At 70.6% G+C, this 14,603-nt stretch carries 14 protein-coding genes; 7 read left to right on the top strand and 7 right to left on the bottom strand.

From position 1 onward, the window contains the following. Positions 1-112: 112 nt before the first annotated feature. Entirely contained in the window at positions 113-1,753 is a 1,641-nt protein-coding gene (locus ACWMMN_RS16290; RefSeq protein WP_059232939.1) for a GMC family oxidoreductase, read from the top strand. 29 nt (positions 1,754-1,782) lie between these two features. Here ACWMMN_RS16290 and ACWMMN_RS16285 read toward each other — a convergent pair whose 3' ends face one another. From ACWMMN_RS16285 to fliF, 6 genes are read right to left on the bottom strand one after another with little or no spacing between them, the layout of a single operon-like run. Continuing rightward, a complete protein-coding gene (locus ACWMMN_RS16285) occupies positions 1,783-3,141 on the bottom strand; it encodes a flagellar hook-length control protein FliK (RefSeq protein ID WP_486422851.1) in 1,359 nt (452 codons plus the stop codon). 31 nt (positions 3,142-3,172) lie between these two features. Beyond that, positions 3,173-3,631: a flagellar export protein FliJ gene (fliJ, locus tag ACWMMN_RS16280; protein WP_174994156.1), complete on the bottom strand. Its 459-nt coding sequence runs from the start codon at positions 3,629-3,631 to the stop codon at positions 3,173-3,175. A 5-nt stretch (positions 3,632-3,636) separates the two neighbouring features. Further along, positions 3,637-5,151 (bottom strand): flagellar protein export ATPase FliI, encoded by a 1,515-nt coding sequence (gene fliI, locus ACWMMN_RS16275; RefSeq protein WP_420874377.1) that lies wholly within the window; start codon positions 5,149-5,151, stop codon positions 3,637-3,639. A 32-nt stretch (positions 5,152-5,183) separates the two neighbouring features. Continuing rightward, positions 5,184-5,867, bottom strand: a complete 684-nt coding sequence (gene fliH, locus ACWMMN_RS16270) for a flagellar assembly protein FliH (protein WP_059232943.1) — start codon at positions 5,865-5,867, stop codon at positions 5,184-5,186. Beyond that, complete coding sequence (gene fliG, locus ACWMMN_RS16265) at positions 5,860-6,855, bottom strand: flagellar motor switch protein FliG (protein ID WP_059232944.1); 996 nt, start codon at positions 6,853-6,855, stop codon at positions 5,860-5,862. The genes fliH and fliG overlap by 8 nt, the downstream gene beginning before the upstream one ends. Beyond that, positions 6,845-8,608, bottom strand: coding sequence for a flagellar basal-body MS-ring/collar protein FliF (fliF, locus tag ACWMMN_RS16260; protein ID WP_059232945.1), 1,764 nt, complete (start codon positions 8,606-8,608; stop codon positions 6,845-6,847). Before fliF ends, fliG begins: the two co-directional genes overlap by 11 nt. A gap of 248 nt (positions 8,609-8,856) precedes the next feature. Here fliF and fliE point away from each other — a divergent pair, with 248 nt between their 5' ends. The 6 genes from fliE to ACWMMN_RS16230 all read left to right on the top strand — a co-directional run bounded on the left by fliE (position 8,857) and on the right by ACWMMN_RS16230 (position 13,285). Continuing rightward, positions 8,857-9,201 carry a flagellar hook-basal body complex protein FliE gene (gene fliE, locus ACWMMN_RS16255; RefSeq protein ID WP_486422850.1) on the top strand — a complete coding sequence of 115 codons (345 nt, stop codon included), beginning with the start codon at positions 8,857-8,859 and terminating at the stop codon, positions 9,199-9,201. A 230-nt stretch (positions 9,202-9,431) separates the two neighbouring features. Next, complete coding sequence (gene fliS, locus ACWMMN_RS16250; protein ID WP_059232947.1) at positions 9,432-9,866, top strand: flagellar export chaperone FliS; 435 nt, start codon at positions 9,432-9,434, stop codon at positions 9,864-9,866. Beyond that, positions 9,863-10,195 carry a flagellar protein FliT gene (locus ACWMMN_RS16245; RefSeq protein ID WP_048252007.1) on the top strand — a complete coding sequence of 111 codons (333 nt, stop codon included), beginning with the start codon at positions 9,863-9,865 and terminating at the stop codon, positions 10,193-10,195. Before fliS ends, ACWMMN_RS16245 begins: the two co-directional genes overlap by 4 nt. 407 nt (positions 10,196-10,602) lie before the next feature. Continuing rightward, complete coding sequence (gene fliK, locus ACWMMN_RS16240; RefSeq protein ID WP_059232948.1) at positions 10,603-11,961, top strand: flagellar hook-length control protein FliK; 1,359 nt, start codon at positions 10,603-10,605, stop codon at positions 11,959-11,961. Continuing rightward, positions 11,958-12,281 carry an EscU/YscU/HrcU family type III secretion system export apparatus switch protein gene (locus ACWMMN_RS16235; protein WP_059232949.1) on the top strand — a complete coding sequence of 108 codons (324 nt, stop codon included), beginning with the start codon at positions 11,958-11,960 and terminating at the stop codon, positions 12,279-12,281. Before fliK ends, ACWMMN_RS16235 begins: the two co-directional genes overlap by 4 nt. A gap of 269 nt (positions 12,282-12,550) precedes the next feature. Next, a complete protein-coding gene (locus ACWMMN_RS16230) occupies positions 12,551-13,285 on the top strand; it encodes a PepSY-associated TM helix domain-containing protein (protein WP_059232950.1) in 735 nt (244 codons plus the stop codon). A gap of 79 nt (positions 13,286-13,364) precedes the next feature. Here the strand turns inward: ACWMMN_RS16230 and ACWMMN_RS16225 are convergent, their stop codons facing one another. Beyond that, on the bottom strand, positions 13,365-14,390 hold the full coding sequence (locus tag ACWMMN_RS16225) for an XdhC family protein (protein ID WP_486422849.1): 1,026 nt from the start codon (positions 14,388-14,390) through the stop codon (positions 13,365-13,367). Between the last annotated feature and the right edge of the window lie 213 nt (positions 14,391-14,603).

Raw genomic sequence — 14,603 nt, 5'->3', positions numbered from 1 at the left:
AATCCGCGCGCCGCGTGCGCGGCGGCCATTCCTACAATGCCCGAACATTACAAGAGGGGACGCGGTCGCGCGGCGGTGCCGGGCGCCTTCCATGACACGACGGAGACGTGACATGCAATACGACTACATCATCGTCGGCGGCGGTTCGGGCGGGTCGAGCCTGGCAGGCCGTCTCGCCGATGCCTGCCCCGATGCGACGATCGCGCTGATCGAGGCCGGCTCGCATACGGAGCGCAACCTGCTGGTCAACATGCCGGTCGGCATCGCGGCGCTGGTGCCGTACAAGCTCGGCACGAACTACGGCTACGAGACGGTGCCGCAGCCGGGCCTCGGCGGGCGGCGCGGCTACCAGCCGCGCGGGCGCGGGATGGGCGGCTCGAGTGCGATCAACGCGATGATCTACACGCGCGGCCACCCGGGCGACTACGACGAGTGGGCGCAGCTCGGCGCGACGGGCTGGGGCTGGCAGGACGTGCTGCCGTATTTCCGCCGCGCGGAAGGCAACCAACGCGGCGCCGACGCGTGGCACGGCGCGGACGGTCCGCTGTCGGTGTCGGATCTGCGCTTTCGCAATCCGTTCTCCGAACGATTCATCCAGGCCGCGCACGCAGCCGGCTATCCGCTGAACGACGACTTCAACGGCGCGACGCAGGAAGGCGTCGGCTTCTATCAGGTCACGCACCGCGACGGGTCGCGCTGCAGCGTGGCGCGCGCATACATCTACGGCCGCAACCGTCCGAACCTGCACGTGATCACCGACGCGACGGTGCTGCGCGTCGGCTTCGACGGCAAGCGCGCGGTCGGCGTCGCGGTATCGCGCAACGGCCGCGTCGAGACGCTCGGCGCGCGCGCGGAAGTGATCCTGTCGGCCGGCGCGTTCAATTCGCCGCAACTGCTGATGTGTTCGGGGATCGGCCCGGCGGAACAACTGCGCCGGCACGGGATCGCGGTCGTGCAGGATGCGCCGGACGTCGGCACGAACCTGATCGACCACATCGACTTCATCATCAACACGCGCGTGAATTCGTCGGAGCTGGTCGGCGTGTGCCTGCGCGGAATCGCGAAGATGACGCCCGCGCTCGCGCGCTATTTCTCGAGCCGCACGGGGATGATGACGAGCAACGTCGCGGAGGCCGGCGGCTTCATCAAGAGCGATCCGTCGCTCGAGCGTCCCGACCTGCAACTGCACTTTTGCACGGCGCTCGTCGACGACCACAACCGCAAGATGCACTGGGGGTTCGGCTACTCGCTGCACGTGTGCGCGCTGCGGCCGTTCAGCCGCGGCACGGTCGCGCTCGCGACCGGCGATGCGCGCGACGCGCCGCTGATCGATCCGCGCTTCTTCAGCGATTCACGCGATCTCGACCTGCTCGTGCGCGGCACGCAGGCGATGCGCCGGATCCTGTCGCAGGCGCCGCTCGCGTCGCAGGGCGGGCGCGAGCTGTACACGCGGGCGGACCAGAGCGAAGCCGAGCTGCGCGCGACGATCGTCGCGCATGCCGACACGATCTATCACCCGGTCGGCACCTGCCGGATGGGCTCGGATGCGCGTGCGGTCGTGGATCCGCAACTGCGCGTGCGCGGTGTCGAAGGGCTGCGCGTGGTGGATGCGTCGGTGATGCCGACGCTGGTTGGCGGAAACACGAATGCGCCGTCGGTGATGATCGGCGAGCGCGCGGCGGATTTCATCGTCGCGGCGCGCAAGGGCGGTGTGCCGCGCGGCGAGGCGGCTGCCGCGGTGCACGGCCGCTGAACGCGGCGCGCGCACGGCAGCGGCCATGCTCAGGCAAACGTATCGACGAGGCCGGCGCGGCTCACGCTCGCGGCGGCCGGTGCGGATTGCGCAGCGTCGGCCGGTGCATCGACGGCTGACGATCCGCCGTTCCCGCGCCGCGACGACTGGCCGCCGGCGAAGGTCTGCTGCGGGTTCTGCTGCTGCGAAGCGAAACCGCCGTCGCTGACGGTCGCGCTGCCGAGCCCGAGCCCGCCCGCTTCCATCGCTTCGCGCAGCTTCGGCAGCGCGGCTTCGACCGCGTCGCGCACCTGCGCGTGCTGTGACACGAACAGCGCGTGCGCGTGGTTGTCCGCGACGCGCAGCACGACCTGCAGCGGCCCGAGATCGGGCGGATTGAGCGTCAGCTCGGCGCTCTGCTGGTGTGCATTCGACAGGAACACGACCTTCTGGCTCAGCGCGTCCGTCCAGTCGGCGGTGCCGACGTGCGGGGCGAGCACGTGCGCGTTGGCGGCGGCGATCGCACCGGCGGCCGGCGACAGTTGCAGGTTCGCCTGCGCCGCGGCGGCGGCCGTCGCGCCGGCCGCGAGCGTCGCGCTGGCGGCCGGATCCGTCGCATTGCTGGTTGCCGCGAGTGCGTGCTGCGTACCCGACTGGGCGGTCGCGTCGGCCTGCAGCGCCTGCGCGGTGGCCTGCGTCGGCGTCTGCTGGGGGGCGAGCGCGCCTTTCGCATCGGCGAGCGTACGGTCGAACGTCGGCACCTTCGGCGTCAGCGGCGCGGCGGCGGCGGCGGTCGATGCGGTTGCTGCCGGCGCCGAGGTCGGGGCGGCGGCGGACGTACCGGCCGCGGGCATCGCGATCGCGCCGGCGCCGCCCGTCAGCTTGGCGAGCGCGGCTTGCAACGCGTCGCGGCTCGACGCCGGGCCGGTCGGCTCGGCGGCCGCATCCTTGGCAGCCTGACCGGTCAGCGTCGCCGTGGCATCGGGCTGGCCGGACACGGCCGTCTTTTGCGCCGCGGCCGCAACAGCGGCAGCGGGGGCGCCGGCAGGCGTCGCGTTGTCCGTGCGCGCCTGCAACTGCGCCTGCACGGCGGCAGCGGCGGCGACTGCGGCGGCGTCGGGGTTGGTCGTCGCGTTCGCGTCGTCGGTCGACTTGTCGTCGTCCGTGCCGGACGGCTTCGTGCCGGCGGCCGGTTTCGACGCAGCCTGCGTCGTCGATGCATCGGGCGTAGCGGGATTCGACGCGTCGCGACGCGTGACGACGCTTTGCTTCAGCGTCTGCGCGAACGGCACGGCGGCCGTGGTCGCCGGCGCATCGTTGCCGGCGGCGGACGAACCCGAGCCGCGGGCGGCCTTGAGTGCGGCGCCGGCGGTGTCGATCAGCGCGCCGAGCAGGGGCAGGGGTGGCATGACGGTTCTCTCGTTCGAATGCGGTGGTCGGTTACGACGAGCGGGCCGCGTCGGCCCGCATGCGCAGGATCTTCGCGGCGTGTTCGTCGGCGTCGCGCTGTTCGCGCCGGGCCTCGCGCGTCGCTTCCTGCGCGACGCCGCGTGCCTGCAGGATTTCGTACGAGCCGACGGTGCGCTTCTTCTGCTGCCAGTTCGGGCGGGCTTCGTCGATGCGGACCTCCGCCGCGGCGAGCACGTTGCGCTGCTGGGCGATCGCGGCGTCGAGCGTGTCGATGAACGCCTGGAAATTGCGCCAGTTGCCGGCCGGCATCCCGCTTTGCGCGGATTGCGCGAAGCGGGCGTGATATTCGTCGCGGTAGTGCAGCAGCGCGTCGAGCTGTTCGGCCGCCGCGGTGCGGTCGCGCTGCGCGGTGCCGAGCTGCTTCGTGGCCGAGTCGAGGTCTTCCTGCGCACGGTCGAGCAGCAGCTGAAGGGGAAAGCCGTGTGCCATCGGGATCAGCCTCCGTAAGCGTCGAACAGTGCATCGAGCGCGGTCAGGCTCGGTGCGAACGGCGCGCATTCGCGGAAGCCCTGCTGCAGGAAGGCCTCGATGCGCGGGTAGAGCGCGATCGCGCGGTCGAGCTGCGCGTCGCGGCCGGGGGCGTACGCGCCGACCGCGATCAGGTCGCGGTTGCGCTGGTAGCGCGACAGCATCTGCTTGAACTGCCGCACGTGGTCGAGATGCGTTTCGTCGATCAGCGCGGTCATCGCGCGACTGATCGATGCCTCGATGTCGATCGCCGGGTAGTGGCCGGCCTCGGCGAGCGAGCGCGACAGCACGATGTGGCCGTCGAGGATCGCGCGCGCCGAATCGGCGATCGGGTCCTGCTGGTCGTCGCCTTCGGTCAGCACCGTGTAGAACGCGGTGATCGAGCCGCCGCCTTCGGGCCCGTTGCCGGTGCGCTCGACGAGCGCGGGCAGCTTCGCGAACACCGACGGCGGATAGCCTTTCGTCGCGGGCGGCTCGCCGATCGCCAGCGCGATCTCGCGCTGCGCCATCGCATAGCGCGTCAGCGAATCCATCAGCAGCAGCACATGCTTGCCCTGGTCGCGGAAATACTCGGCGAGCGACGTCGCGTAGGCGGCGCCCTGCATCCGCAGCAGCGGCGACACGTCGGCCGGCGCCGCGACGACGACCGAGCGCGCGAGGCCGTCCTCGCCGAGGATCTGTTCGATGAATTCCTTCACTTCGCGGCCGCGTTCGCCGATCAGCCCGATCACGATCACTTCCGCGCTCGTATAGCGCGCCATCGTGCCGAGCAGCACCGACTTGCCGACGCCGGAGCCCGCGAACAGGCCCATCCGCTGCCCGCGGCCGACGGTGAGCAGCGCGTTGATCGCGCGCACGCCGACATCGAGCACGTGGTGGATCGGTTCGCGTTCGAGCGGGTTGATCGACGGCGCCGACAGCGGTGCATCGACCTTGGACGCCAGCGGGCCGAGGCCGTCGAGCGGGCGGCCCGACGCGTCGACGACGCGCCCGAGCATCTCCCAGCCGACCGGCAGCCGCTTCGCGCCCGCGAGCGGATCGGTGATGGGCGCGCTTTCGAGCGGCCACACGCGCGCGCCGGGCAGCACGCCCGCGACGTCGGTGGTCGGCATCAGGAACAGGCGGTCGCCGGCGAAGCCGACGACTTCGGCTTCCGCGTGCGGCAGCGTGCTGCCGGGCGGCAGTTCGATCGTGCATTCGGCACCGACCGACAGGCGCAGCCCGATCGCCTCGAGCACGAGGCCGGCCGCGCGCGTGAGGCGCCCGCACGGCCGCAGCGGCAGCGCGCGGTGGCTGCGCGCGGCGAGCCCGTTCAGGTGCGAACGCCAGTGCGCGAGATGGGGGTTGTGCGGTGCGCGCGGCGTGGCGCCGGCGGTATCGGCGGCCGCAACCGCAGCGTGCGGCGTGGCGTCGTGTGCGGCGTCGTGCGCGGCAGCCGGCCCGAACGACGCGAGCGCGAGTTCACGTTCGAGCGGCGTCATGCCGTCGTGCGCCAGCGCCTCGGGCGGCCGCGTCACCACGTGCTCACCTTGCCGATCGCGGCGGCGACGCGCTGCCAGCGCGTGGACAACGTCGCATCGACCTCGCCGGTCGCGGCGTGCGCGCGGCAGCCGCCGCGCTCGATCGACGCATCGGTGCGCACGTTCCAGCCGAGCGTATCGAGATCGTCCTGCAAATAGGCTTCGACGACGGGCAGGTCGGCCGGATTCACCGCGAGATGCGGTGCGCCGGACAGTGCGGGCTCGGCCGCGAGCACGTCGCGCACGGCCGCGACCAGCGCGGCCGGGTCATGCTTCACGTGCTGGCGCACGACCTGCTGCGCGATGTCGAGCGCGAGTTGCGCGATGTCGGACGCGAGATCGTGTTCGACGGTCGATACGGCTTCGCGGAACGACGCGGCGAGCGCCGCGAGCTGCGCAGCCTGTTCGCGTGCGTCGGCCTGGCCGGCCTCGAAACCCTGTTCGCGGCCCTGCTCGAAACCGGCCTGGTAGCCGAGCGCCTGGCCTTCGACGTGGCCGGCCGCATGGCCTTCGGCGTGCGCGGCATCGCGCACGCGCTGCAGTTCCTCGGCGAGCGCGGCGGCAGCGGCCGCCGCGTCGTCGGGCGGCGGCGGGGGCGGCGGCGGGTCGAACGACGCCATCTCCCACCGCTGGTATGCGGTGAGGGTGCCCACGCGATCGCTCGCCGAATCAGACATACGCGTCTTCCGCCTTGCCGCCGATCGCGATCTGGCCGCTCTCGGCGAGGTTGCGCACGATCTGCAGGATGCGGCGCTGCTGCGTCTCGACTTCGGACACGCGCACCGGGCCGCGCGCGTCGAGATCCTCGGCGAGCAGTTCGGCCGCGCGTTGCGACATGTTCGCGAGGAACTTCTGGCGCAGCGCGGGCGGCGCGCCCTTCAGCGCGATGATCAGCGTTTCCGACTCGACTTCCTTGAGCACCATCTGGATCGCGCGATCCTCGAGGTCGAGCAGGTTCTCGAACACGAACATCTGGTCGACGATCTTCTGCGCGAGATCGGCGTCGTACTGGCGCACGCTTTCGAGCACGCCTTCCTCGTGCACGCTCGTCATGAAGTTCAGGATCTCGGCCGCGGTGCGGATGCCGCCCATCGGGCTGCGCTTCAGGTTGTCGCTGCCGGACAGCAGGCCCGTCAGCACGTCGTCGAGTTCGCGCAGCGCGGCCGGCTGGATGCCGTCGAGCGTCGCGATCCGCAGCATCACGTCGTTACGCAGCCGTTCGGTGAAGCACGAGGCGATTTCCGACGCCTGGTCGCGGTCGAGGTGCACGAGGATCGTCGCGATGATCTGCGGATGCTCGTTCTTGATCAGCTCGGCCACGGCGCCCGAGTCCATCCACTTCAGGCCCTCGATGCCGCTCGTGTCGCTGCCCTGCAGGATGCGGTCGATCAGCACGCCGGCTTTGTCCTCGCCGAGCGCCTTCGTCAGCACCGAGCGGATGTAGTCGCTCGAATCGAGCGACAGCGCGGTGTGCTGCTCGGCTTCCTTCGCGAACTCCTGCAGCACGTCCTCGACCTGCTCGCGCGTGACGTTCTTCAGCGCGGCCATCGCGGCGCCGATCTTCTGGACCTCGCGCGGCGCGAGGAACTTGAATACCTGCGCGGCTTCTTCCTCGCCGATCGACATCAGCAGCAGCGCGCTCTTGGTCAAGCCTTCAGCGTTCATCGGACACCCAGTTCTTCACGACGGTAGCGACGATCTTCGGATCCTGGCGGGCGATCGTGCGTGCGTAGTCGAGGTTGCGTTCGTAGCGGTTCTTCTCGGTTTCGAAGCCGAGCAGCATCGGGTCGGGCTCCTCCGTCTTGACCGGCGCGGGCAGGCCGTCGAGCGCGACCGGATCTTCCGGCGCCGCGAGCGCCGGCGCGGCCGGCTCGGGCGGCGGGAACGCGCGGCGCATCGCCGGGCGCACGAACATGAAGTAGAGCGCTGCCGCGGCTGCCGCGATGCCGAGCCACTTCGCGGCTTCCTTCGCCATCGCGATCATGTCGGGCTGGCGCCACCACGGCAGGTCGGCGTACGGGTCGCTCACGGTCGAGAACGCGCTGTTCACGACGTTCACCGAGTCGCCGCGCTTCTCGTCGTAGCCCATTGCGTCCTTCACGAGCTGTTCGACCTGCGCGAGCTTGGCGGGCGGCAGCGGCTGCATCGTCACGTGGCCCTTCGCGTCGGCGACCGGCTGGTAGTTGACGACGACCGCGACCGACAGCCGCTTCACGCTGCCCATCGGCTGTTCGAGGTGGCGGATCGTCTTGTCGACTTCGTAGTTGGTCGTCTGGTCCTTGCGGTCGCTGACCGGCGTCGTCTGCGGCCCGTTCTGGCCGTTGCCGGCGACGACCGGCGCGGACGCCGGCTGCGGCGGCGTGTTCGACAGCGCGCCCGGCACGCCCGACGCGCCGCCCTGCGCGAGTTCGGTCGCGCTGCTGGTCTGCTGGCTGCGGATCGCGGATTGCTGCGGATTGCCGTTCGGGCCGTAGCTTTCCGAGGTCTGCTCGATCTTCGAAAAATCGAGGTCCGCGCTGACCTGCGAGCGTGCGTTGCCGGTGCCGAAGATCGGCGCGAGGATCGCGTCGATGCGCTTTTGCGTGTTGTGCTCGACCTGCTGCACATATTTGAGCTGGCTCGCGTCGAGGCCGGAGGCGGACGCGGTCTGGGTCAGCAGGTTGCCGTCCTGGTCGACGATCGTCACGTTCTTCGCGGGCATGTCGGGCACGCCGGACGACACCATCCGCGTGATCGCCTGGACCTGGCCCTCGTCGAGCACGCGGCCCGGATAGAGGTCGACGAACACCGACGCGCTCGGCGCTTCCTTGTCGCGCACGAAGACCGACGGCTTCGGGATCGCGAGATGCACGCGCGCGCCGCGCACGGCATTGATCGATTCGATGGTGCGCTGCAGCTCGCCTTCGAGCGCACGCTGGTAATTGATCTGCTCGGCGAACTGGCTGATGCCGAATTTCTGGTTGTCCATCAGCTCGAAGCCGACCGAGCCGCCCTTCGGCAGCCCCATCGCGGCGAGCTTCAGGCGCGTTTCATGCACCTGGTTCGACGGCACGAGGATCGCGCCGCCGGCATCGGCGAACTTGTAGGGAACGTTTGCCTGCTGGAGCGCGGCAATGATCGCGCCGCCGTCGCGGTCCGACAGGTTGCTGTACAGCACGCGGTAGTCGGGCGCCCGGCTCCACAGCACGAGGGCGGTGATCGCGGCGATCGCGAGCGCGACGGCGATCACGAACGGCAGCTTCGGGTTGCCCTTCATCCGCGAGATGCCGGGAATGCGTTCCGCGAAGCCGCCCAGCCCGAAGTCTGCGCCTGCGCCACCCGCGCCCGGCAACGCGGCGGCCGCGGCGGCGCCGGGCGCCGGGCTGGCGAGGCCCGCGCGGGCGTCTGGGTTGATCAGCGAGTTGGCCTGCGAATCCATGCGTCGAGTTTCTCCGGAGCGGGACGACTGAGCTCGCTCGGACGAGCGGGCGGACAATGACACGATGCGATTATCGTGATTCGGGCCGTACTCCGATCGACCGAAAAGAGCGGGGTTTCCCCCGTACTTTCTCGGCTTTGACGCGCGGCGCGCTGCTATCCTTTTTCGCGATCCGGCATGGTGCGCGTGGTGCGGCGCCGGCGGATCGCCCGGCCCGTCCGGGTCTCTTCTCTAAGTCTGGGGACAGCATGACTGCGAACGTCAGCGGAATCGGTTCGGTGTTGCAACAGATGCAGTCGATGGCCGCGCAGGCGTCCGGCGGCGTCACGAGCCCGACGGCAGCGCTTGCCGGTTCGGGCGCGGCGACGGCCGGCACGTTCGCGAGCGCGATGAAGGCGTCGCTCGACAAGATCAGCGGCGACCAGCAGCACGCGCTCGGCGAGGCGAAGGCGTTCGAAGTCGGCGCGCCGAACGTGTCGCTGAACGACGTGATGGTCGACATGCAGAAAGCCAACATCGGCTTCCAGTTCGGGCTTCAGGTCCGCAACAAGCTAGTGAGCGCTTACAACGACATCATGCAGATGTCGGTGTGACGCGACGGGCATCCGGGGAAGGCTATCCGGCGACGGGAATCCGGCGACGGTTCATAGGGGCGGCCGACCGCCTCCCGGACAGGGGCGGCAGGCCGGTATCGCTTGCCCGGCGGCACGCGCCGCGCACCTAAAGCTTTTCAATTCCCTTCCGATAACTCCGGTGTGAAGGCCGCGTCGTGCGATGCACGGCGGCGGCTCCCGTATAGCCAAGGCATAACAAGGAGATGCGCATGTTTTCCCCAGGACACGCTGGAGCCAATGCATACGCGCGTGTCGGCGTCGAGACGGGGGTGATGGGCGCCTCCCCGCACCGGCTGATCGCGATGCTGTACCAGGGCGCGCGGCAGGCGATTGCGCTGGCCCGCATGCATTTGCAGCAGGACAACGTGTCCGGGCGCGGCGAAGCGATCGGCAAGGCGATCCGGATCGTCGAGAGCGGGCTGCAGGCATCGCTGAACCGCGACGCGGGCGGCGAGATCGCGGACCGGCTCGATGCGCTGTATGCGTATATCGGCCGGCGTCTGCTGGAAGCGAACGCGCAGGCGAGCGACGCGATGCTGGTCGAGGTCGACGGGCTGCTCGCCACGCTCGAGGAAGCATGGACGGGCATCGCCCCGGAAGTCGCGCGGATGGCCGCGCAACAGGCAGTGGAAGCGTCACGATGAATCGCAAGGCCGAATACTTCGCACGTTACGAGGCGCTCGCCGCCGTGTCGGGCCGCATGCTGTGCGCCGCGCGCGGCGCGGACTGGAGCGCGTTGCCGGGGTTGCAGGCCGAATTCATGCAGCTCGTCGACGGGCTCAAGGAGGCCGATCCGGGCGTCGCACTCGACGAATCGGATCTCGGCCGCAAGCTCGACCTGATCCGCCGCATCCTGGCCGACGACGCCGCGATCCGCGATCTCGCGAGCCCGGACGTCGCGCGGCTGTCCGCGCTGTTCGAGGCACGGCGTTCGACCAAGGTATTGACCGATCTCTACCGCGCGCGCGGGTAGGGCCGTTTTCCGGGGAGACGGGCGCGACGCGCCCGGGCCCGTTGCCGCACGCGGCGCGCACCGTTCCCGCGGGCGGCACCGGCGTGCCGCGCCCGGATTCGCAACGATGGGTCGGGTCTGTTTGCAGATGGAGCGCACATGCGAATGCCCGAAATCGCTCGCAGGGCAAGGAGTGATGAGCGCCGTTTGGCCGAGCCGAACAAGAGGCGAGCGACGCCGCCATGCGGGCGATTTCGGGCATTCCCGTGGAATGATTTCCTGATTTGGGGTTGCCACGAGAACGGCCGCTCGCCACGTTGCGCTCCTGGCGAATACGCCGGTAGTCGCGGCGTCGCGCACGGCCGTTCTCGTGGCAACGCATGTGCGTTCCATCTGCAAACAGACCCTAAGGTGAGCAGGCTCCGATCATGACCGGTATCGATTCCGTTGCGGCTGCGCTGCTGGCGAGCCGCCTCGACAGCCTGCTGACCGGCACCGTGTCGGCGCCCGCCGGCGGCGGCGCGACCTCGCAGGTCGGCACGCCGGGCGCCGGCGCGTCGTCCGCGCCGCCGGCCGGCAGTCCGCCCGCCGCGCCACCCGCTTCCACGCAGACCGCACTGTCCGATGTCGGGCGCGTGCTCGACGCGATCTCGCGCTCGGGCGGCGACGCGACGCCGGCGCTCGCCGGTCGTGTGCCGTTGCTGGCCGATCCCACCGTGCTGCTGACCGATACGGCCGTGCCGGCGCGCATGCCGGCCGCCTCCGGTCCGGCGGCGCCGTCCACACCGGCTTCCGCCGAGGCGTCGTCTGCCGCGGCTGCGCGCGATGCGGCCGCGCCGCCGCCGGTTATGGCGTTGCGTGCGGCGCTTGCGCAGGCCGTGAGCGAAAGCGGCCTCTTCTATGAATCCCATCTCGCGCAGTGGCTGGCCGGCCAGCGTCCGCTCGCCGCGCTGATGCGCGAACCGCAGGCGCGTCTGGCGGCCGTACTCGCGCCGGCCGACCCGGATGCCGCGTCGCACGATTCGACCGACGTGCTCGACGAACTGCTCGCACAACGCCCGCCGCTGCCGGCGTCCGCGCGGACCACCGCGCAACCGGGCACGCCGGCCCAGGCCGGCGCGCCGGCACGCGATCCCGCGCAGGCAATGCCGGCGGCCGCGCGGCAGGGCGCGTCGTTGCCGCCCGACGGCGCCGATCCGCTGGGGACGCACGCCGATACGCGCTGGACGCCCGCGCGTGCCGGACTCGCGGCGGCGTCGTCCGATCCGCAGGCGCAGACGCTCGCGACCGTGCATCCGGCCGCGGTGCCGCTCGTCCGGCAGCAGCTCGATGCGCTCGCGACCGACCAGTTTCGCTGGGCCGGCGAGGCATGGCCCGGCGCGCGGCTCGACTGGACGATCGAGCCGGACGAGCCGGGCAACCGGGGGCCGCGCGGCGGCGGTGACGACGCCGGCGACGGCATCGCGTGGCGCACGCGCCTCACGTTGACACTGCCGTCGCTCGGCACGGTCGATGCCGAGCTGGTGCTGAACGGCGCGCAGCTCGTCGCGCGGCTGCGTGCGAACCACGCGGGCGCGGACCGCCTCACGCGAAACGAGGCCGCGCTGCGGCAGCGGCTCGAAGGGTCGGGGCTCAAGGTGGGCGGGCTGTCGATCCGCGCGGTCGACGACGGGCCGGACGGCTTCGACCTGTTTGCCGCGCAGGCGGCGGCCGCCGCGTATGCGCGCGGCGCGGCCGGCGGACCGGATGCGCGAGTGCCGGGCGTCGATGACGAGGTGCTGCCATGAGCATGACGTCCCGCAAGCGCGCGGCCGCGCTCGTCTACGACCCGAAAGGCGGCGATGCGGCGCCGCGCGTGGTCGCGAAGGGGTACGGCGTGCTCGCGGAGATGATCGTCGCGCGTGCGCACGACGCCGGGCTGTACGTGCATACGGCACCGGAGATGGTGTCGCTGCTGATGCAGGTCGATCTCGACGACCGGATTCCGCCGCAGCTCTACCAGGCCGTCGCGGACCTGCTCGCGTGGTTGTACGCGCTCGATCGCACCGAGCCCGAGCCCGAGCCGGGCGACGCCGCGCCGCGTTTCCCGCTGCCGCCGTTGCGCTGAACGGCCTGCTGCCGCGCGGCTGCTTGCGAAATGCTGTCTCGATCTTTCGGGATGATTTCGCTGGCATCTGCCGGCTATCGTTCGGCATCGTGCCGCAACGCAGGCGCTTCTCCCGCGATTTTTTGCTCATCGAACCTGGCGCCGCGTACCCGCCAGGATTGAGCCGGCAATAGATTTATGTAATGATATCCATTCTCATTTTCATGTTGATCGGGCGGCGCGCATGCCTTGCGCGCCGCCCGTTGTTTTGAACGAATGGATACTTTCGCGTGAACGCGCCCGAAACGATCGACCCGCCCAAGGCGGGCATGCCGCTCGCCGGCGTCACCGTGCTGCACCCGGCGGGCCGCCCGCTGAGCGACGGCGAGCTGGCTGCGCGCCGCCAGCGCTCGCGCCGCGCAACCTTCATCAAGTGGCTGCGCAAGGTGCACGGCTGGGTCGGGCTGTGGGGCGCGGTGCTCGGGCTGTTGTTCGGCGTGACGGGCGTGCTGCTGAACCACCGCGCGCCGCCGCTGAAGATTTCGACCGGCGAGCCGCAGGTCGAGGAACTGCAGATCGCGCTGCCGAGCCCGGTGCCGAAGACGCCCGCCGCGATGACGAAGTGGCTGCAGCAGGCGCTGCACTTCGACGGCAAGCCGGGGCGCATGCGCAAGGAGCCCGCGCAGGCCGTCGCGTGGGGCGACCAACGCGTGATGCAGCCGGAGCACTGGCAATTCGGCGTATTCGGCCCGCACCAGAACCTGCAGGCCGAGTACTGGGTCGGCAACGGCTACGTGTCGGTGAAGCGCACGGGCAACACGTTCCTGACGACGCTGAACAACCTGCATCGCGGCGTCGGGATGAACCTCGGCTGGGTGCTGCTGATGGACACGATCGCAGGCTCGCTGATCCTGCTGTCGCTGACGGGCGTGCTGCTGTGGACCGAGCTGAACAAGCGCCGTACGGTTGGCGTCGTGCTGGTGGTCGGTTCGGTTGCCGCGGCGCTCGCTGCCGGCCTGACCTGACCTGACCTGACCGGATCGGATCGGCGATCGCGCCGGGCTGTCACCGGCGCGCACCGTATCGGCGGCGCGCCGCCGTGGCTCAGAGTCCGCAGGCCGCGCCGTTGTTTGCCGCGATTTCGCGCGCGGCCTTCGCGCCTTCGACCTGCAGGATCGTCGGCAGCGACACGTGGTTCTTCGCGGCGGTGATCTCGGCAAGGATCGAGATCGCGATTTCCGGAGGCGTCCGGCTGCCGATGTAGATGCCGGCCGGTCCGTGCAGCCGGCCCAGTTCCGCTTCGTTCAGGTCGAATTCGCGCAGCCGCTCGCGCCGCGCCGCGTTGTTGCGCCGCGACCCGAGCGCGCCCACGTAGAACGCGGGCGTCTTCAGCGCCTCCATCAGCGCGAGATCGTCGAGCTTCGGATCGTGCGTCAGCGCGATCACCGCCGAACGCGCGTCGAGCTTCATGTCGAGCACCGTATCGTCGGGCATCGTGCGCACGACGCGCGTGCCCGGCACGTCCCACGCATCCGTGTATTCCTCGCGCGGATCGCACACCGTCACCTGGTAGTCGAGCCCGACCGCGATCTGGCACAGATAGCGCGACAGCTGGCCGGCGCCGATCACGAGCATCCGGTAGCGCGGCCCGTGGATCGACACGAGCCGTTCGCCGTCGAAGGCGAGCCCGTCGGTCGCCTGCGCGGGCGACAGCGACGCACGGCCGGTCGCGAGCGTCATCGTGCGCGTGACGAGGCGGCCGGCCTCGACTTCCGCGCACAGCCCGGCAATCCCGCTGTCGCGCGTGAGCGGCTCAAGCACGAGCTGGATCGTGCCGCCGCAAGGCAGCCCGAAGCGGTGCGCTTCCTCGGCCGTCACGCCGTACTTGAGCGCTTCCGGGCGCGCGTCGGCCGCGATGCCGCTCGCGTGCACGCGGGCGATCAGGTCGTCCTCGATGCAGCCGCCGGACACGGAGCCGACCACCAGGCCGTCCTCGCGCACCGCGAGCATCGCGCCTTCGGGGCGCGGCGACGAGCCCCACGTCTTCACGACCGTCACGAGCAGGACGCGGCGTCCTTCTTCGAGCCAGCGCGCGCTGGATTTCAGTACATCGAGATCGACGCTTTCCATCATCTTTTCCTGTTGCCGGACGGCCCGCTGCCCGGGACCGTCGTTCGATGGCGGGATTATGAACCGCGCGGCGCTTGCGTGCAGGCAGTGCAGTGGCGCGTGCGGGCAAATCCGGAGGATCGGGCAAGACATCGCGACGATCGGATAGCGAGCGCTCGCGGGAGCGGCGCAGCGGCCGGTTCGGGGGAGGGGGGGCCGCACGGGGCCGGTGGC

It is taken from the genome of Burkholderia cepacia complex sp. TUM26381 (assembly GCF_057439935.1).
This window is presented reverse-complemented; position numbering and strand designations above follow the sequence as displayed.